The sequence below is a fragment of the Rheinheimera hassiensis genome (genome assembly GCF_022436675.1).
In the GTDB taxonomy this organism is placed as follows: Bacteria; Pseudomonadota; Gammaproteobacteria; order Enterobacterales; family Alteromonadaceae; genus Alishewanella; species Alishewanella hassiensis.
In genome coordinates this window covers 332,022-351,676 of record NZ_JAKUJZ010000003.1, presented here as the reverse complement: position 1 = coordinate 351,676, position 19,655 = coordinate 332,022, and the positions used below count along the sequence as shown (strand labels likewise).

At 48.7% G+C, this 19,655-nt stretch carries 15 protein-coding genes; 8 read left to right on the top strand and 7 right to left on the bottom strand.

The genetic code is table 11. From position 1 onward, the window contains the following. Nucleotides 1-29: 29 nt before the first annotated feature. The gene (locus MJX74_RS07435) at nt 30-326 is read left to right on the top strand and encodes a DUF1294 domain-containing protein (RefSeq protein ID WP_240222144.1); all 297 of its coding nucleotides are present in this window, start codon (nt 30-32) and stop codon (nt 324-326) included. Between the two features lie 39 nt (nt 327-365). On the opposite strand, the gene MJX74_RS07430 is transcribed toward MJX74_RS07435, so the two are convergent. After that, nucleotides 366-2,021, bottom strand: a complete 1,656-nt coding sequence (locus MJX74_RS07430; protein ID WP_275692700.1) for a response regulator — start codon at nt 2,019-2,021, stop codon at nt 366-368. 151 nt (nt 2,022-2,172) lie between these two features. Here MJX74_RS07430 and MJX74_RS07425 point away from each other — a divergent pair, with 151 nt between their 5' ends. Then, the gene (locus MJX74_RS07425) at nt 2,173-2,481 is read left to right on the top strand and encodes a DUF6482 family protein (protein WP_240222140.1); all 309 of its coding nucleotides are present in this window, start codon (nt 2,173-2,175) and stop codon (nt 2,479-2,481) included. A gap of 5 nt (nt 2,482-2,486) precedes the next feature. Here MJX74_RS07425 and MJX74_RS07420 read toward each other — a convergent pair whose 3' ends face one another. From MJX74_RS07420 to wecA, 6 genes are all read right to left on the bottom strand, one after another. Further along, nucleotides 2,487-3,596: a cytochrome-c peroxidase gene (locus MJX74_RS07420; protein WP_240222138.1), complete on the bottom strand. Its 1,110-nt coding sequence runs from the start codon at nt 3,594-3,596 to the stop codon at nt 2,487-2,489. Nucleotides 3,597-3,600: 4 nt separating this feature from the next. Then, nucleotides 3,601-6,255: a TonB-dependent receptor plug domain-containing protein gene (locus MJX74_RS07415; RefSeq protein WP_240222136.1), complete on the bottom strand. Its 2,655-nt coding sequence runs from the start codon at nt 6,253-6,255 to the stop codon at nt 3,601-3,603. Nucleotides 6,256-6,302: 47 nt separating this feature from the next. Beyond that, complete coding sequence (locus MJX74_RS07410; protein WP_240222134.1) at nt 6,303-9,107, bottom strand: cadherin-like domain-containing protein; 2,805 nt, start codon at nt 9,105-9,107, stop codon at nt 6,303-6,305. 204 nt (nt 9,108-9,311) lie between these two features. Next, on the bottom strand, nt 9,312-10,472 hold the full coding sequence (locus MJX74_RS07405; protein WP_240222133.1) for a polysaccharide pyruvyl transferase family protein: 1,161 nt from the start codon (nt 10,470-10,472) through the stop codon (nt 9,312-9,314). A gap of 11 nt (nt 10,473-10,483) precedes the next feature. Next, nucleotides 10,484-11,803 carry a flippase gene (locus tag MJX74_RS07400; protein ID WP_240222132.1) on the bottom strand — a complete coding sequence of 440 codons (1,320 nt, stop codon included), beginning with the start codon at nt 11,801-11,803 and terminating at the stop codon, nt 10,484-10,486. Between the two features lie 24 nt (nt 11,804-11,827). Further along, nucleotides 11,828-12,904 carry a UDP-N-acetylglucosamine--undecaprenyl-phosphate N-acetylglucosaminephosphotransferase gene (gene wecA / locus MJX74_RS07395; protein ID WP_240222131.1) on the bottom strand — a complete coding sequence of 359 codons (1,077 nt, stop codon included), beginning with the start codon at nt 12,902-12,904 and terminating at the stop codon, nt 11,828-11,830. Between the two features lie 173 nt (nt 12,905-13,077). Between wecA and MJX74_RS07390 the strand changes: the two genes are divergently transcribed. The 6 genes from MJX74_RS07390 to MJX74_RS07365 all read left to right on the top strand — a co-directional run bounded on the left by MJX74_RS07390 (nt 13,078) and on the right by MJX74_RS07365 (nt 19,653). Continuing rightward, nucleotides 13,078-14,133 (top strand): glycosyltransferase family 4 protein, encoded by a 1,056-nt coding sequence (locus MJX74_RS07390; protein WP_240222130.1) that lies wholly within the window; start codon nt 13,078-13,080, stop codon nt 14,131-14,133. Next, nucleotides 14,130-14,879: a WecB/TagA/CpsF family glycosyltransferase gene (locus tag MJX74_RS07385; RefSeq protein ID WP_240222129.1), complete on the top strand. Its 750-nt coding sequence runs from the start codon at nt 14,130-14,132 to the stop codon at nt 14,877-14,879. Before MJX74_RS07390 ends, MJX74_RS07385 begins: the two co-directional genes overlap by 4 nt. Before the next feature lie 19 nt (nt 14,880-14,898). Then, nucleotides 14,899-15,801 carry a glycosyltransferase gene (locus MJX74_RS07380; protein WP_240222128.1) on the top strand — a complete coding sequence of 301 codons (903 nt, stop codon included), beginning with the start codon at nt 14,899-14,901 and terminating at the stop codon, nt 15,799-15,801. Beyond that, nucleotides 15,801-17,081 (top strand): O-antigen ligase family protein, encoded by a 1,281-nt coding sequence (locus MJX74_RS07375; RefSeq protein ID WP_240222127.1) that lies wholly within the window; start codon nt 15,801-15,803, stop codon nt 17,079-17,081. Before MJX74_RS07380 ends, MJX74_RS07375 begins: the two co-directional genes overlap by 1 nt. Beyond that, nucleotides 17,065-17,766, top strand: a complete 702-nt coding sequence (locus MJX74_RS07370) for a hypothetical protein (RefSeq protein ID WP_240222125.1) — start codon at nt 17,065-17,067, stop codon at nt 17,764-17,766. Before MJX74_RS07375 ends, MJX74_RS07370 begins: the two co-directional genes overlap by 17 nt. Before the next feature lie 141 nt (nt 17,767-17,907). Beyond that, nucleotides 17,908-19,653, top strand: coding sequence for an ABC transporter transmembrane domain-containing protein (locus MJX74_RS07365; protein ID WP_240222124.1), 1,746 nt, complete (start codon nt 17,908-17,910; stop codon nt 19,651-19,653). The last annotated feature ends 2 nt before the right edge of the window (nt 19,654-19,655 follow it).

Here is a 19,655-nt window from a genome sequence, read left to right as displayed (position 1 = left end):
TTAGTCTGGCGCTTGCAGTAGCGTTCTCTTTGGGAAGGTTATCGCTATACGTTATCGTCGCCTACACCGTTATTAGTCTGTTTACCTTTATCAGCTACTGGCTGGACAAGCGCAAGGCTCAGGCTGGCCTCTGGCGTATACCGGAAGCTAATTTACAGTTGTTATCACTAATTGGGGGCTGGCCCGGTGCTTTGCTGGCGCAAAGCTATTTACGGCATAAATCAAAAAAGCGCGCCTTTCTTACCGTTTTCTGGCTTACCGTGCTGGTTAATCTGGCTGCGCTTAGCTGGGTAGCCGTGCAAGATGTGTTACCGATATTTAGCTAGGCGTAGTGCTAAATTAAGCTGTCTTACAACATTTTCTGTTTACAACACTTCGCGCTCTTTTGGCCTGCGCCTGGGTATAAGCTCAGGGTGCATTTCTTTTAGCTGGATCAAATAACGCTTAAAACGGGCTGCCATTTCCTCGTCTAATTCGCTTTTGGCCAGTAGTTTTACCGAGGCGCGAATATAGCGCTGCGTGAGTGGTATTAACCTGGCACCTTTGGTCATGGTTTGCATCAGGTTTAAGGCAATGGTGGGGTTGGTTGGCATGTAATCGAAGGTTTCGGCAAAGCGCTCGAACGCCTGATCATAATTTTCCCGCTGATAGGCCTCGGCCGCTTCGGCGTTGATAATTTTGAGCTTGGCTTTGAGTTCTTCATGCCGGGATTGCTCCATTTCCAGCATAATGCGCTGGGTTTCTGTCAGAAAGTCGTCCCGGTCCAGAATATGCTGCAACTTGTCGATATAGCTTTGACTGGCGTAGAGATCGCCCAGCTCAAAGTAGGCTTTGGCGGCATCAAGGCAGCTGTCGATACTCATATTGGTTTTGTGCGAGACCGGCACCTCAGCAATTAACTGCTTGGCATCGGCCAGTTCACCTTTGGCAGCCAGAAAACGGCAACGCAGTACGGTAATTTCAGCTTTAAGTTTGGCAATATCAAAGCGTTTTGCCAGATGATCGACTATTCTGGCGGCATTATTTACGGTTACCGCGCGCTCCAGCACGTTGCCGCAATAAGCGGCGTCTACCAGTGCTCTTGCCTGGTTAAGGTAGTTGTCAGCAATATCGTTTACCGAGTGGCGTGCTGCTATAACGATTTTGGCGTTAATACGCGCGGCGGCCAGTTTGTCGCCAACGATAGAAGCCAGATTGGCCAGAGTTTTTTGCCGGGTGATATTTTTCGGCGATAACAGCACGGCTTCGTATAAGGTGTTGTGGGCAATCTGAAAGCGGCGATACTTTACATATAGCCGCGACAGCCAGTCGAGCGCTTCTACTTTAGTTTCATCAAACTGGGTAAGATCGGCCAGTTGCAATTCTGTGTCATCCCAGCGCTCCTGATAAAAGCAGGCCAGCGCATAACCAAGCCTGGCCCAGGCCGCTTTTTTATATTGCTGCATTATCTGCAGATAAAACTGCTCTGCCTGAGCAAATAGCCGCAGCTTTATCAGCAGTTCACCTTTGATCCGCATAGCCGCAATAGCAAACTCTGGCTTGCTGGTAATGGCTTTGTCGCACTCAGCAATGGCATTTTTAGAGTCATTTTCAAACAGGTGAACATAAATTTTACGCAGGGCAATACGGTTGGTGATGGCGCGAACAATCCGTTCTTCCAACTGCTGGTAAGAAAATGGTTTAAGCAGATAGTCGTCTGGCTGCAGCTCAATCATGCCGTGCACAATTTGCCGCTGATTCTCGGCGCTGACCATTAAAAAACAATTTAGCGGTGCCAGTAACTGCTGCGCTTTTAAGGTTTCAAACACCTGATAGCCGTCCTTGCCGTCTCCCAGGTTGAAATCGCACAGAATAAAATCAAACGGTAGCTCATGGCATTTGGCTATGGCTTCGTTGGCGTCACGCGCCAGATGAATAGATTCAAAGCCAATTTGCTGCGCCATAGCTTTGATGGACGCTCTGACGGGGGCGCAATCGTCAATAATTAAAATTTGTTTACAACGGAAGAAACTGGCGTCCATGGTTATCGCATATTAAGCAGGCAGTTAACGCATACTAGAGTATGTTGTTAACCGGAGTAAAGTGTTGCCGGAAAAACCGTTATATCGCGGTGCTAATCCACCGCACTGCTTTGTCCGTAGTACAAAAGCCAGCATAAAACGGAGCAACATTATGCCTTACCATCGTGCAGAACATTTAAACCACCAGGATGTACGGATAAACGAGCTGACTATTCATTCTTTCGAAATGGGGGTCTATCTGGCCGAGGCAGATTACGGCGGCCGCAAAGCATTTTTAGTCGATAATGAAAACAAACCGCAGCGCTTTAGCAGTGTTGAGCAGGTAAAACAGGCTTTGGACCGCTGCACTATATACCAGGCGTACTTAGTACATCAGTCAGCTTATGACGAAATGTGTGGCGGCCCAGAAAAGGTTGATAACACCTTAAAAGTGCCGCTGTTTGTGGCGATGAATTATTGATTCCATTACAGGATTTCCAGGAAGGCTATCAATGCTTGCTGTTCACTTTTACTTAGCTTTAAGGGGGTAAGTAAAGTGGATGTTTGAGGAAACAATTCTGGATGTTTCAGATCTGAACGGGGTTTAGGCCGGGCTCCGCCTGCGTTGTAAAGCGCAATAATGCCGTCAAATTGAGTAAATAGACCATTGTGCATCCAGGGGCCGGTATGGGTAACTGCTCGTAGTGAGGGCGTTCTGAATTTACCTGCATCGGCGGGGTTGCTGGTTGCTTCGTAGCGCCCCAGATCTTCAAACGCCCGGCCCATATAGTGGAGGCCGGTAACATGGAATTGGTTATCACTCAGCAGTGGGCCATTATGGCAGTTCAGGCAACCTGCTTTGGTACGGAATAAATGCAACCCTAGCAGTTGTTGGTCGTTTAGCTCTTGTGTCGCGCTTTGTATACTTTGCTGTTTATCCAGCTGATAACTGGCTTGCAAAAAGCGGTCAAAACTTGTTTGCGGAACGGTTAGCTGTAGCTGAAAAGCAACCAGTGCTTGTGCCAGCTGTTCGCGGGTAACAGGGCTTTGGCCAAATACCGCAGCAAATCGCTGCCGGTATTGTGTATCGGCATTCAGACGTTCCAACGCTGTTGCAAGTGGTAAATCCATTTCTATCGGGTTTTCAATCGGCTGTAATGCTTGCTCTAACGCTGTTGCTGTGCGCCCATCCCAAAAGAAACTTTGCCATAGTTCTAATGCAAAAATAGCTGGGGTATTGCGTTTACCTTGTTGCTGGCCGACGCCTGTTGCAGTGCGTAGGCCATCGCTGAATACTTTGTCAGCATGATGACAACTGGCGCAACTGGTGCTGTTATCGCGTGATAATATAGGGTCGTTAAATAACTGCTGGCCCAGCGCAATTTTAGCCTGATTTTCTACCGTTAATGCAGGTCGCTCAGGCAGAGGCTGCAGCTCTGCCAGTGCTATACCCGGTTGCAAAGACGGCTGAGGCCAATTTGCCGGGTGCTGGCCGTACTGTTGCCGTAAATCTGTTTGTTCTGCCTTTAGCGGCAAAACCAGCACTAACAGTACAAGGTAGCGGGTGTAAAGCAAGGTCATAGTAGTTATACGCATAAGATCAGTAGTCGTAGGCTATACCAAGCCAGAATTGCCTGCCGGTTTCGATACCACTGCTTTGCGGCATGATGAGATAGGTACGGCGGTTAAACACATTGCTGATATCGGCTGTCAGCTTAAAGTTGCCCAGTAAGTCGCTGTTTACATGGTAACGCAGTGCAAGATTAAACATGGTTTTTGAAGCCAGGTTGACTTTCTGATAAACCGGAACTGTTACCGATGAAGATTCGCACTCTGGGCACAGCCTGCTTATTTCACCTGTTGCCTGATAACCGCCGGTATGCACGGCTGTTTCATAGCTTTGGGTGTAGGTGCCACTAATGCTGGTATCTAAATTATCTGTCCAGTCTGTTGACCAGCCGAAATTAATTATCGTCGGGCGGCCAAAGTTAGTATTAAGCCTGTCCAGCGAGGCTTTGGTTATCAGTTCGCCGTCGTACATAACCAGCTCGTCCATCGGCACTGTATCAATGCTGTCTTCGTAGCTGTTGTTGTTACTGTAGTTTTTGCTAAAGCTGGTGTTGGCCCACAAGCTGTGTTGTGCCAGTTTAATACTCCAGGCTAACGACAGCCGGTTGCTGTAGCCCGAGCCGGAATTGTCCTGATAGGAATAGCGGTAGCCGTCGCTGCTAAGCACAGGTAAACCGGCAGATGCCAGTTGATCCTTTTTCCAGCGTTTTACGGCTTTTATCGAAAAGGTGCCAAACCAGTCCGTCGCCTGTTTTAAACCCAGCGTTATTTCATCGTTGTAAGGCGTTTTTACGTTCTCATAGCGGTAACGCAGGTCGCTGTCTGCTGACGAGGGGAGCCAGGCTTGCAGCATACCGTTGCGAATAGGCCGGTACTCGGTGCGGTAGGGTACCTGCGCTTCGCGTACCTTATAGGTTAATAAACCGGCGTCGAAGTAGCGGTTGGCGCCAAACGTAATTAAGGTGTTATTACTGCCAAATACATCGTAGCCTGCACTGAAGCGCGGCGCTATATCATGATTTTTAAAGAAGTTATCAGTGCTGTAGCGTAAGCCCAGGTTTAGCGTCAGCCGGCCAAGGCTAAGATGATCGGTAACATACAGCGCAGTTTTAAATAGTTGCTCGTCAATGTTCTCTTGCGGGTAAACAATTCTGGATTCAAAATACTGCGGGCTGGCTGCAATATTAGCCTGATACAGCACGACGTGTTCCGGGTTGGAAAAATCAACCGGCCCGCCAAGTTCTTGCTCCAGCTCAGCCAGAGGCCGGTAAAAACCAAGTTCTACGCAGTCCAGCGTGTAGCCGTTACAGTTCAGCGGTGCGCTGTTGCTGGAATGCTGCCTGGCCGAGCTGTAGCTATAACTTGGTGTTTTACGCAGGCGCTCGGTGCTTTCCAATTGCGCATTGATACCGGCTTTTAGCTGATGTTCCAAACCAAGCCACTTTACCGTGTCGAAGTTCAAATCGCTGTCGAAGGTATAGTTTGTCTGAATTTTTTCCAGCGAGCCGTAGCCGCCTTCGCGGGATACCATTGTTTGGTTGGCGCCGGTACCTGTGTTGGCGGGATCAAGCCTGCCCCAATCTTTGCCACGGGTTTGCAGCCACACATAATAGTGGGGTGGGGCCTGGCGACTGTTTTCGCTGCGGCTAAAACCAAGCTTGCCGCTAAGAGTGGCGAAAGATAGCCCTTCGCTAAAACGTAAGTTAGAGGTAAAGCCTCCGCCATCAACAACCAGATTGCTGTTTCTGACATTCTTTAGCAGGTTGTGATCTTCATAGGGGGCGTAGGTAAAAGATAAATCCAGCTCATCCAGCCAGATGTCGCGCATAGAATACTTCAGCATTGCGTTGGTGCTTTTACGTTTGGTCTGTACCAGCTCTGATAAAGAAATATCACTGATGGTGCTTTGCAGATAATTGGCATTGAACATCAGTGCATGTTTGCGGTTAAAGCGATAAACTCCTTGCATGCCATAGCTGTTTTTGGTGAACTCGGGGATCTGGTTGGCTAGATCGTCTGTCAGATCGCCGTTTATTAAATGGTAATCACCCCAGCTGCTGCGCGTAGTGCGGTAGTTAACGCCAAAGGTATTTTTGTGAAAATCGTTGGCTGAGCGCGACTTAACAGCAACGACACCACCAGAGAAATCACCGTACTGCGCCGGAATATTACTATCGTAAACGTCAATTGATTCAACAATCTGGCTATTCACAGTAAAAGCCTGAGGCCCGCCGCGAACATCATTAAAAGAGTGCAGATTATTTGAGTAACTGGCGGGGTCTATCCGGTTATTGTAATTAATGCCATCCATAAAAAAGCCGGTCTGCCAGGGTTGTCCACCCGAGATAGATAACTCTTTGGCTCTTATTTCCTGTAATTCGCCTATCGAAAGCGCACTTTCAGATAATTGCACGCCGGGCATTAACGCAACCAACTCATTGATATCGCCGGTGGTTTTCGGTGCGCGTTCAATAAACTCTCTGTTCAGGTGATAGCGGCCCTCAATTTCAGGTACTTCCGGCCCGATATAACGGCCTTTTACTTCTATGTGTTCGATGGCCGAAGCGCTGGTGTTGCAGGGTTGCTGCGGGCAGCCTGTGTTTTTGGTTGCCTGTGTCACTGGCTCTGTAGCGTGCAACGCAAACGGAGCACCAATAAGTACGATGGGAAATAAAATAGATTGCATGTTAAAAGCCCTGAGCGCCGATCTTAACATCGGCGCTGTGTCAGTGGTTACGAGCGTGTTGGGTCAAGTGGGAACTTATCGTCTGTATCGGCAGTACCATCACCGTCAGAGTCGGTATCAGCGACCAGACCGCTTGCGGCAATTTCTTCTGCAGTTTTATGCAACAGGAAGAAGTTGGGTTGGCCATCACTGTCGCTATCAACATTGGCGACATCAGTTGCCGGGAAGTGGTCCAGTAAACTGTGGTGGGTACCAATGGCTTTAAGATACGTAATTTTCTCAGCCGCTGCGGTGTTTGTGTCGTCAACTATAGCGTGAGCTTCTGCAATTAAGTCGGCAGACAAGTTCAGGTTAAGCAAAGAGCTGTGCAGCGATTGTTGCTCGTTAACTGAATAGTTCTTTGCCAGCGCATTAATTCTTACTGCGCGCTGTTTTAGTTTCGAGTAAATAGTATCCAGCTTTTGCTGATAGTTTTCTTCTGTTGCGGCAGCCATACGCAAGGCGCGAATATAATTGACATAATGCCTTGCTGTGTCCGTCTCGTCTGCGGCGTAGCGGTTACCAACATTAGTCGCCAGCCTGTCTGCCAGTGTTTTTAGCTCAGACGATTGAAGCACTGTGTCATCAAGGCGGGCATCAATTAATGCTAGCGCCTGGTCGAAAAAGCTGGCGGCGGCATCATATAAACCTAACGCCGCCAGGTCAGCAATATTAACCATATAGTAATTAATCTTCTGGTCGACATCTTCAAAGCGTTCGATGTTGTTTTGCAGCATTGTTATGGCCAGGTTTTGCTGCTCTTGTACTGAGGCATCGTTTAACAGGCCATAAGTTGATATTAAATCGCGGTATGCTGCTACGGTTTGCAGTGTTACGGCCGTGCCAAGGTTTGCATCAAAGTATTGATCTACAATATTTTGGCACTGCTGCAGTACTGTAACCAAGTTACCACCAAACTGCTTATAGTGGCTGGCCAGATTGTAACAACCATAGTTCCCTGACATATAGGTTGCGGTACCCTTTTCAGAGTAACGCTCGTTGGATTGCAGAATGACTAAGGCATCATCCAGTACCTTAAGCGCGGTTTCGTTCTGGCCATTGCGGAATAGTTTGGTGGCGACACTAACGTCGTTACCTGTGTCTCTGGCTATAGCATCATATAATGCGCTTATCTCACCGGAAAATTCCGCTTTTGCATTTGCGATAATGGTGCCTGTATCCTGACCGGCGACAATAGCATTAAAAATATTAAAGCGTGCTATTTCGCGCTGCGCCCTCACGTATTCACTGCTGTCGTTGTCAGTTTGGCTTAGTAGTAATTGTACGGCGACGTTGTCAACAGCAGGATATAGCGCCTCGAATAGCCCGGCCAACGTAATTAACGATGCCCGGCTTGACGTGGAAACTGACAGCGAGTTTTCGGCGTACTCCATAGCCGGGAAGCTGTACTGAGGATCATAATTTACCGCTGAATAAACAGATATTGCTTTGGCAACGTATTCACGGGCTTTATCTGTCTGGTTAATACTTTCGTAATGTCTGGCAACGTTAGTCAGTTGAAAAGCTCTTAACTGGTACCGCCTTACAGATCGGGTTTCCTGATAGCCGGTTTGCTCAGCCAGCAGGGCAAAGTTGTTTAACACCGCCAGAATGTTATCCAGTTGTTGCGGGTTTTGCTGCGCCTGATATTCTGTAATTAAATCGCCCGCCAGTTCATTGTACGCTGTGAGGATATGGCCATAATTGTTGGTATATATTGGTTGTACTATCTGATTGCCATTACTTAGTAGTACTTCTGACAAGGCAGTAGCGGCGTCTTGCTTACCTAATAGTAGATACCTGCGAAGATAACCCAGCAGAACCCTGTTATCTGCTATTGTCAGGTTTTCAATACCTTTTTCGGCAATAAATTGATTAAAGTACTGCTGAGCCTGCTGCAAATAGCTAAAGGCTAAATCTGGCATATTGATGGCGATTGCGGTGTCTGCCGCATTTCTATATGCCGCTGCCTGCGCATCAAGTGCATCTATATTGGCTAGTAATTCATCGGCCTTGTCGATAAAGCCGGATAATAAATAACCTGAGGCTAAATCAGACTGCAGTTCGTTTATGGCAACACCATCGTTTATTGTCGCAACAATATCTTCTGCTTTTTTAAGGTGAGAAAACGCTGATGTGTAGTAATAGTTAAGCTTATCGGCGTTAGTAACAAATAACGGCAATAACTGAATTTGCGCAGTAATTGGTGCTTCAACGTGGCCGTCGGTAAATCCAACCACGAAAGCGTCATCAATTTGCGTCAGGTTGAATGGGGTGTAGGTAAACTCACCGCTTTGGCTGTTTAAATCCAGTAAGCCATATTCTGTATCCTGCACAACACTGTAAGTGATAGTGTCGTTGTCGGCATCGGACACTACAATTTGCCCAACCATGACACCATTTTCTGCACTGGTAATATCGGTTCGCAGCAGAACCGGCGCGTCGTTAACACTCACGATAGCAAAATTAATCGTAGTGTTAGCGCTTAGGTAGCCGTCGCTGGCGCTAATAGTTACCTGATCATCGCCGTAGTAGTCCTGGTTTGGCGTGTAGGTAAAATTGCCATTCGCTGAGATAGAAAACTGACCGTGGCTGGCGGTAGAGGCGACAGTATAGTCGAGGATGTCGCCATCATTATCTGTGGCTTGTACCTGGCCAGAAATTACGCTGTCTTCGTTACCGGAAAAGTTGTAAGACTCACTACTGAAAAAAGGTGCCGTATTGCTGCTGCCGCTGCCGCCACATCCAGAAAGTACAGCTATCGCCAAAGCTGATAACAACAAACTGCGTGAATTCACTAAGGTTATGCGCATAATTTATTTATATCTCTTTCTTATTTTGTATTAAATTATGCTCATAATAACATTAATGCAAATAAGATCAATTATCATTTGTGTTTGGTGTAATTTGCAGCGGAACTGACACTGGGCAATGCAGACAGTAGGAGTATTTAGCGGGGGGGGGTAAAATACGCTTTTGCCGACAGCAGCTTAGCTGCCGGCAATAAGGGGATAACGCTAACTAATTGCCTGATACAGCCGTTGCCACATAGCAGCATTTTGCTGTTTTAGCGCAGCGGCTTTTTGTTTTACCTCTGCAGCTAAAGCGGTTTTGTTGTCCAGCAGTTGCTCCAGTGCGTCCAGCAGGTTTTGTTCGCTAAGCTCAGCTACGCAGTAGTCGCCCATGCCAAAATCGGTCATCATGGCGTGGTATTTGTGGCTCCAACTGGTGGCGATGCAGGGTACACCCTGGCTAAGGGCATTTACCGCGCCGTGAAAACGCGAGCTTATTGCCAGTTCGGCTTTACCGATAAAGGCTTTTACCGCCAGCGGATCTTCAATTTGCACTATCTGACACGGTGCTTTTGCGGCTATTGCCTCGCAAAGCTCGGCATCTTCTTTACCTTCGTGATTTACCAACACACACTGCATACCGGTGCTGGCCAGGGTATTGGCAGCAGCGGCAAAGGCGGTAATGTAATCGTTGCGTAGTTGTTCAGCTCCGGCATGGTTAAACTTAGATACCACCTTATTGTTTGGTATAAGGGCGGCGTAAGGGCCATTAATCACCGGGATTTCATCATTAGGCCGTGCTGTTAAACCGACAGTAAAATCCGGTGTTAATACTACAGAGTCTGGCAGGTTAGGCACGCAGCTTTGTAAATGCTGCAAGGATACCGGATCACGGACAAAAATCAGCCGGGCATGGTTAATAATATCGCGCATAGCGGCTTTGCTGTCTTCGGTTTTAAACGGGCCAAAGGCTTGCGGCATAAACACAAAGGGTTTACCGGCTTTGGCAAAACGCACAACTTCTTTGGCGGTGTTTTGTAAAAAGCGCAGTGGCCACTGATCGCCATAGGCAAAGCCGCTGGCTTCGAGCACTAAATCAATTTGTTTTTCGCTTACCATGCCGTAGCGGTTAAACAGCCGCTGCACCGCGCCGGGCAATTTGCCGATCATTGGCGTTAAATCCAGACCGCCGCGGCGAAATGACAGTTTTTGCCAGGCACCTAAACGGGCGCGCTCGGGGTAGGGCAGGTTAGGGCCGGGTGATAACACCAGCTCTACCGGCCGGGCGATGCCTTTTAAGCCTTCAAGGCTGGCCAGCAGCATTAAATAAGCGCCTTTGTTGCGAAACTGCACACCTTTAATTTCAACGAAAAGTGGTTTGCTCATAGAAAAACCTTCTAATTAATGTCAGCGCGACGTGTGGTAACTAATTGCCACAGTTGCTTACGGGTGCTGGAAGATAAAAACAGGAAAAAGAACGATGCATAGGCGTAAGAAATCAGTGTTGCCCAGGCGGCGCCGACTATACCCATTTTTGGAATTAACCATAAATTCAGGCCAACATTCAGCACAGCGCCAATACCATGGCTTAACAGCGACAGCGGCTCTTGCTCGGTAATCACCAGATGCTGGCTGATAAGATAACGGACAAAAATAAAGCAGCCGGCCCAGATATGAATACGCAAAACTTCTACTGCCGCAGAGAAGTTTTCACCAAATAGCAGGCTGATAATCCATGGCGCAGATAGCGACATAATTACCGCTATGCTAAAGGCCGCGGCAAAAAACATGATGGCAAAACGGCGCAGTTTAACAAAATAATGTGGCCAGCCCTGCTTATGAGCCTTGAGCATATCAGGGTAGTAACGCGCTGCCAGCGTAGCCGGAAACACATACCACAGCTCAGATAAACGGCTGGCCGCGGCGTAAATGCCGGCCTGCTCGGTACCCGCAATTGAACCTATCATGACGATATCAATTTTCAGATAAATCACCGACACAATGCCTGACAACCACAACCAGGACGAGCGCTTTAGCAGCTGTTTTGCCTGCGCCAGATTAAACCAGCGCGGGTGATAGCCCGGCCAGCGAGCTTCGTTTTCTTTAAATGGCTGATGTTTACGCCGGTAAACAAGGTATTGCGCTATACCCACGACAAAAAATTCGATACCGGTCAGCAGCAGCAGGCTGGCAATGCCAAAACCACTGTATAGCAGCGCCAGCTTGGCACCAAAGCTAAGCAGTGAAATAGCTGATTTTATGTAGGCGACACTACGAAAAGTACCCTGGTAATTCAGGTAAAACTCAAACAGTAAAAAGCCAAAAAATGCCTGCAACATAAACAGGGTGGGAATGGCTATAGCGGTGTTACCCTCAAACATGCTGGGGTATAACAGATAAAACGCCAGCAGCATCAGGCTGCCGCCTAATAAACCCAGCGCTAACCGGATGCTGATGGCGCTGTATAGCATGGTCATGGCGTCGTGGCTGTTGTCGTGTTTCACCATCTGGCGTACAACGATATTGTTCAATCCCATGCTGGTTAGTGGCACTAAAAACGCGCTCCAGGCCATAACAATAGAATAGATGCCCAGTTCACTGGCGCCCAGCATACGGGCGACAAATATTGTTAATATGGCGCCGGCAGCCAGCTTTACCAGTTTGTCACCCAGCATAGCTGTGGCGCGCGCCATCAGGATTTTTTTAATTATGTTCACTACTTGCAGTCCTTAATTACCTGGCTACTTCACTATCCTGGGCTGGCGGCTTTGCAGCCGTTTCTGGCGAAAGTGCGAAATAATACGCCAAATATTTTGCAGGCTATACAAATAAGCACCAAACACGGCTAAAAATAACAGCAACATAACCAGATCCGGCACCAGCAGGTATTCGCCGATAATACCAATACAGGCAAAAATACAGGCTAAAGAGGTAATTAACGCCAGTGACTCGCGCGAGCTTAAGCCTAACCGCAGTGATATATGGTGCAAGTGCTCCCGGTCTGCCTGAAACGGTGACTGCCCTTTACGGATACGCCGCACCATAATGGCAATCATGTCCATCAGGGGTATAGCAATAATCCACAATGCTGTTACCGGGCGAAAGCTGGCGCTTTCGCTTTGGGTGCCAATAATTAGCAGCCAAATTACGCTCAGGCCAATTAACATACTGCCGGCATCGCCCATAAAAATACGCCGCCCGGGCACCAAATTAAGGTTACATGCCAGGTAAGGCAGCATCGCCAGCACCACCACCAGCGCCATAGTGGCATGCAGTTGCTGGCCCCACAACGACATAAAAATAGCGATAGTGACAAAACTGACCATGCTAAGCATGCCGGCCAGGCCGTCGATGCCGTCGGTCATGTTAAACGCATTAATGGCGGCGATTACAGCAATCAGCGTAACCGGAATACCCAGCACACCAAGTTCTACCACACCTAAGCCAAACAAGTCGCCTAAGCTACCCAGATGCAAATTCAGGCTATATGTCATGGCAAGCCCCACCAGGGTCTGGATAGCCAGACGCAGTTTTACGCTTAAATCGAGGTAATCATCAAATACCCCCAACAGCACTATGGTGCCACTGCACAGCAGATAATAAATGGGCTCTATGCTGCTGTCGGCAAATAACAGCAGCGCCAGGCTTAAACCACAGTAAGTGGCTATACCGCCAATCAGCGGTACGGCACCCTGATGTTGTTTGCGGCCGCGCGGAATATCGACCAGACCAACGCGGACAGACAATGGGTATAAAAAGGCAATAGCCACACAGGATGTGATAAAGGCAGCGAGATAAAGGCTAATATGTTCAGGCATTTAACTTTCCGGTTTGCGCTCAGGGTTATAGTTATTCAGCCAGGCGTCAGCTAAAATCCGTTATTACTATGCCGTTTTCGGCGTGGCCAGCAATGTCTTATAAACTAAGTGTTTTCTGGCCAGACAACAAGTATTGTACACAGTCAGTGTGACTGTCAGGATGAAATTTAAGCGTGCAAGCAGCTAACAGCAACATTTTAATTATCAGTAACATGGGGCCTAAGCCGTCATCACCGTTTCAGGGTAAATTTGTGCATAATCAGGTGTGGGCACTGGCTGCGTTTCATCCTGCTTATCATTATATGCGTTGGCACAGTGACTCTTTGCTGAACAAATTATTGAAATACCCCGTTTTTCTGCTGGATTTTATCTGGCGTTTTATTCTTACCCGCCGCCGTTTTGATATAGTGCATGTGCATTTCTTTTATCCCACTATTTGGCTGGCGTTATTGTATAAAGCGGTGCGAAACCGCAAAGTGAAAATTGTGGTGACCTGCCATGGCAGTGATATTTATAAGTATCAGCCGCCGGGTAAAGCCTACCGCTGGTGCGCGCGTAAGGTCGATCAATGGATTTTTGCCAGTAAGGCGCTGGCACAGCATTTTACGCTGCCAACTAAGCACGCTGTGGTATTGCCGGCGGGTATCAGTGAGTTATTTCGTCAGGTTGAGCCATTCAGCTGGCAGCAAAAAACCATAGATATATTGTACGTTGGTAGCCTGGATCACAACAAAGGTATGGACCGCCTGTTGGCATTGCTGCCAGCCATCAGTGACAAAAAAGTGGTAATCGCCGGCTCTGGCCCCTGGTTGGATAAACTGCAATCGGCGGCAAGGCAGTTTCCGAATGTGCTGGTGGTGGGGCCTAAAGACAGCCTGGCACTAAAACAGTTATACAGCCAGGCCCGATGTTTTGTTAGTTTGTCACGCCATGAAGCTTTTGGGTTAGTGATGGCAGAAGCCATGGCATGTTATACGCCGGTAATCGCCACCCAAACAGATGGCGCCAGCGAGCAGATAAAAGCGCTCAGCAATGGTATTCTTATCAGCCAGCAAGAAACAGAGCAACAGCTTGTGGTGGCGTTTACCCACGCTATTGAGCGCATGTGGCAGCAAAGCCCGGCAGAGTATCAGCGTATGCAGCAACAGGCCCGCGCCACTGCTGAGCAGTATTTGCTGGGCCAGGTGGTAAATGAATTACAACAGCTTTATCAGGAAATCTTATTATGACTGAAGCCAGTGCAGCGGTGTTGCGCCAACAGATCCCCCAGGTAAAAGTAGGGCCGGTACAGGTGTCCTCATTTGCTGATATGCAGCAGTTACTTGAGTTTATTGTGCGTGAAGACGGCAGCGTGTATGCCGGTTCAGCTATTGCTATTAATCCGGAAAAAGTACTGACAGCCATGCGTAACCCGCAAATTGAAGCGGTGATCAGCGGTGCGGATATTCGTTATGCCGATGGTATCGGTGTAGTTAAGGTAATGCGCAAACGGTTGAAAAAAAACGTGCAGCGAATTCCAGGCTGTGAGCTGTGGCAAAACCTGATGCTGCGCGCTGCACAATATAAAGTGCCGGTGTTTATTGTTGGCGCCAAGCCTGAGGTAAACCAGCAAACGGCTGATAAACTGCGCGCACAACAGGTTAACCTGGTAGGGGCGGTAGACGGTTATTTTAAAGATGAAGCCGTACTTATTGAGCAAATAAAGCAAAGTGGCGCCCGTATTGTCAGTATTGCGATGGGATCGCCCAAGCAGGAGTTATTGATCCAGCGTATCCGGGCGCAGCACCCGGATTGTTTTTATATGGGCGTTGGCGGCACTTATGATGTGTTTACCGGCAATGTAAAACGTGCACCAGAGCTTTGGTGTAAGCTGAATTTAGAATGGGCTTACCGTTTGTTGTCACAGCCTAGCCGTATTGGCCGCCAGTTAGGGCTGCTGCGGTATGTCTGGTGGTATTGGACAGGTAAAATTTAACATCCGGGATGGAGTTAAGATGGAAAAACAACAGCAGTTACCACTAATCAGTGTTTATATGCCTACCTTTAACCGGGTGAGCATGGCTATGCGTGCAATTGAGTCGGTGTTGGCACAGGACTACAGCAATATAGAGTTGCTGGTGGTAGACGATGCCTCAACCGACGACACCTGGCATGTGCTGACGAACAAATATATTAATGATGAACGCATAAGGTTTTTTCGCCAAAGTAAGGGCCAGGGCGCCTGCGCGGCTCGCAACCGGGCAATATCAGAAGCCAAAGGCGATTTTGTTACCGGTATTGACGATGATGACGAGTTTTTACCACAGCGCTTAAGCAGCCTGTATAACGCTTATGACGACAAATACAGCTGTGTCAGCTCCGGCTATATCTGGGACTACGGCACAGTGCAGAAAAAGCTGTTTGCCAGTCGCAGTGTCGTGGCTTTGCCAGAGCTGCTGGATTTGCACACCTTATCTAATCAGGCTCTGGTGCGGCGCGAGCGTATGCTGGAACTGGGTGGGTTTGACATCGGTCTGGCGGCGTTTCAGGATTATGATATGTGGGTGCGGGTAGTGCAGGCTTATGGCCCGGCACTGCGTATTGCTGATGCCAGCTACAAAGTTAATGTGGGCCATGAACTGGGCCGTATTACCAACTCTCCCAAACGGTTGGACGCGCATAAACAATTTGTTGCCAAGCACCGGGTACATATGAGCGAGCGCAACTTGCAAAACCAGATGTTTTACCGCCAGAGCATGGAGCAAATTCCGTTAACATTACTCGAGCTTATCAGCAGCTGTCGTTACGGCCTGGTAAAACTAAAATGGCGCTATTACCTTAAACACAAGCTGGGTGCGCTCAGCCGCTGGCGTATTAAAGTATTCAGTAAAGGCCTGGCCGGACTATTTAAAAAATAATGTCGCTTGCTACGCTAACTTCACCGTTGCAGCAGCGCAGCGATAAACTACTGTGCTGGCTTATCCCGCTGTTTTTGCTGGTAGATTGCATTAATGGTGCTTTGCTGCAGTTACATGGTGTCAGCTATGGCTTGTCGGTGTTTTACAAGCTGTTATTACTGCTGTTAATGACCTTAGCTTTGCTGGTGCAGCAACCTAAGCTTGTGCTGGGCCTGCTGCTGTTATTGTTATTAATGCTGTTGGGGCCGGCACTGCAGTGGCCGGTTTTAGCGCAGCGCTGGTGGCTGGTCGATATTCAGCTGGCTATTAAAGTGTTAAGCCCGCTGCTGGCTTTTGCTTATTTAGTGTCTTTGCAGCAACGCTTACCTGCAACCGCGCAACTGTTGTTTAAACATACACTGATTATTAGTGCTTTGGTGCTGCTGCTAAATGCTATGGCCGGTTTGGCAGGGTTTGGTTTTACCGCCTATCAGCCGCTTGACGGCGTAGCGCAGTCTTTTTTAGGTATTAAAGGCTTTTTTTACTCCACCAATGAATTGTCGGCCGTGCTGCTGGTGCTAAGTTGTGCTTTGCTGGTGCTTTGCTGGCCGCAGCATAAACTGGCGTACTGGGGCATCAGCGCTACCGCTCTGGTTATCGCCTTACTACTGCTGACTAAAACCGGTTTATTTGGTGTGCTGCTGCTGGTGCTGCTTATTCCGTTACTAATGCAACCGCTTAGTTTTTGGCAACGACAGCGCAAGATCGTGTACGTGTTATTGTTAACCGTGAGTGTGGTGTTGTTGGCGGTGCTGTTTAACGGCGAAAGCCTGTTAAAGCTGCTGGGGATATACGACAAACTGAATTTTGTTTATCAGCAGCGTGGCATCAGCGGTATTTTGCTGTCATCCCGCGATTACTACGCCGGGCGTATCTGGCAAACCACTGCCGAGCACTATACCGACTGGCAACGTATGCTGGGTGTGGGCCAGGGTGGGGTAGCGCTATATCTGAAAAAATATTTTGCCGAGCTGGATTGGTTTGACTTGCTGGTATTTCACGGATTGGCTGGCGTGCTGGCGTTTGTACTGTGTTTTGCTGTATTTTTCCGCAGCAGCTGGCAGCGCAGGGCCTGTGGCGCAGGGCGCAGCCTGTTACTATTGAACTTGCTGCTGTTGCTGGTATCGTCCGTGGCCGGACACATTTTAACGTCCGGTATGTTGTGGCTACCGTGGGCACTGTGTAATGCGTTACTGGTACACCAGCATCAGACAAGGAGTAAAGATGAAAGATGTTCTTGAACCCTTTATGTTTCCGCATAACCTTATGCTGTATGGCCTGTTACTGGCGTGTATTGTGTACCGCAAAAAAGGTTTATGGTTGCTGCTGGCGTTTTATTATCTGGCCGGTAACAGCTTTGTGGCAAACCAGGTAAGGCACTGGTATGGCGGCCATACCAGCAGCTACAGTATGGCAGCAAACAGCAGTGTGGTGCTGCTGGGCTGTGGTGGTTCTGAAACGGCATTACCGGCGTGTGCTAAATCACGGCTGCAGCAGCTGACACAACTGTTGCCGGATGGCGGCAGCGTTATTATGACCACCCAATACTGCAAACCTTACGTCGATTACCTGCTCAGTGTGGCTGATAATGTTGCGGTAGACTGCTTTTATGGCGGTGATAATACCTATAAAGAATTTAACAGCTTAGCGGCCAGACAATTAAAACCGGATTATATTGTTACCAGCGATTTTCACGCCTGGCGGGTAAAACAATTGACACAACATCATGGTTTTAGCAGCCAGGTTGTTGCCACCTCCAGCCAGACGTTTCGCCAGGTAAACTGCGGTTTAAATTGCCTGCTGACGGTAAACCTGACCAACTTTGACTTTTATAGCAAGTTAACCGCAGAGTTTGCCAGCTATGCTGTTTTTGTTGTTACCCGCAGTTGGACAGACTGGTATCAGCCGGCTGAACCGGCTCATTAATTCAGCTTAGTGGAGCCGGCGTTTTAGTTGCTACCGTTGTCGCACAGTCATTATGGCCTTAGCAGGGCTAACAAAAAAAGGGGTTAATATGTTGCAGTTTTCGCTGGCTGGCGTTGTAGATATCAATGCGCAGGTGACTAATTGACTGCGCCTGTAGTGGCAGTATTGCCTTGGGTTGGCGGCTTTTTAAAGCCTTATCGTAATAGGGTATTGCTGGCCATATTGTTTTTACTGGTTGGCTCACTTAGCTGGCTGGCGCTGGGGCAGGGCGTGCGCCTGTTGGTAGACGATGGGTTTGTTGCCAATAACCACACCCGGCTAAATCAGATCACGCTGGGTATTTTGCTGCTATGTATGTTGTCTTCGGCGGCGGTATTCTGCCGTTTTTATTTGATGACCTGGCTGGGTGAGCGGGTAAGTGCTGATATCCGCAACCGCGTGTACCAGCATATGCTGAAGTTATCGCCATCATTCTATGGTGAAATGCGCACCGGTGAGGTTATTTCACGTTTTACTGCCGATACCACTTTGCTGCAAAGTGTGGTGGGATCCAGCCTGTCGATGGCGCTGCGGGCTACAGTTACGGCCATTGGCGGTTTGCTTATGATGGCACTAACCAGCTTCAAAATGACCGGATTAGTATTGCTGGCGGTACCGCTGGTATTACTGCCGATTATTGTGTTGGGCCGCAGGGTGCGTAAATTATCCCGTGTCAGCCAGGACCGCTTAGCTGATGTGGGTGCCTATGTTGATGAAAGCCTGCATGAAATTCATACCGTGCAGTCTTATGGCCATGAGCCACGTGATAAACAATTGTTCGCCGACAGAATTGAACAGGTAATGCAGTCAGCCAAACAGCGTATCTTCTACCGTGCTCTACTGATCGCTGCCGTAATGCTGCTGAGTATTACCGCTATGGTGCTGATCAGCTGGGTAGGCGCGCGCGATGTGATGGCCGGTGTTGTCAGTGCCGGTGAACTGACCGCTTTTATGTTTTATGCCGTGATGGTGGCAGGCAGCGCAGCAACAATCAGTGAAGTAACCGGCGATATTCAGCGTGCAGCGGGCGCCACAGAGCGCTTAATTGAACTGGCAACGGCACCGGTTGAAATAGCCTCGCCGGTGTTGCCGATAGCACTTAGTTTACCGGTAGCAGGCGCTCTTAGCCTGCGCCAGCTGAGTTTTGCTTATCCGCAGGTGGCAGATAAAACGGTGCTGCAACAGCTTAATATCGACATTAAACCCGGTGAACGTATTGCGCTGGTAGGGCCAAGTGGGGCCGGTAAAACGACTTTGTTTCAGCTATTACAGCGGTTTTACCAGCCCACAACCGGGCAGATATTGCTCGATGGCACTGATATCAGCCAATTGGATTTAACCCAGCTGCGCGCCCAGTTTGCTCTGGTACCGCAAGAGTCGGTTATTTTTGCCAGTTCAGTGCTGGAAAACGTGCGTTACGGCAGGCCCGATGCCACTGAGCAAGAAGTCATAAACGCTTGCATTGCCGCACGGGCAGATGGTTTTATTGCTGAGTTTAGTGATGGCTATGCCACACAATTAGGTGAACGCGGCGTGCGGTTGTCCGGCGGTCAAAAGCAGCGCATTGCTATTGCCCGGGCTATTTTGGCTGACAGACCCGTGTTGTTGCTGGATGAAGCCACCAGTTCACTGGATGCGGTAAGCGAGCAACACGTGCAACAGGCGCTGGATAATTTAATGCAGGGTAAAACTACGCTGATTATCGCCCACCGGCTGGCCACAGTACTTAACGCCGACCGCATCCTATTGCTGGAACATGGCAGGCTGATTGCCAGCGGCACCCACCAACAACTGTTGTTATCAAGCCCGTTATATAAGCAGCTGGCCGAGCTGCAGTTACTAAATTAACA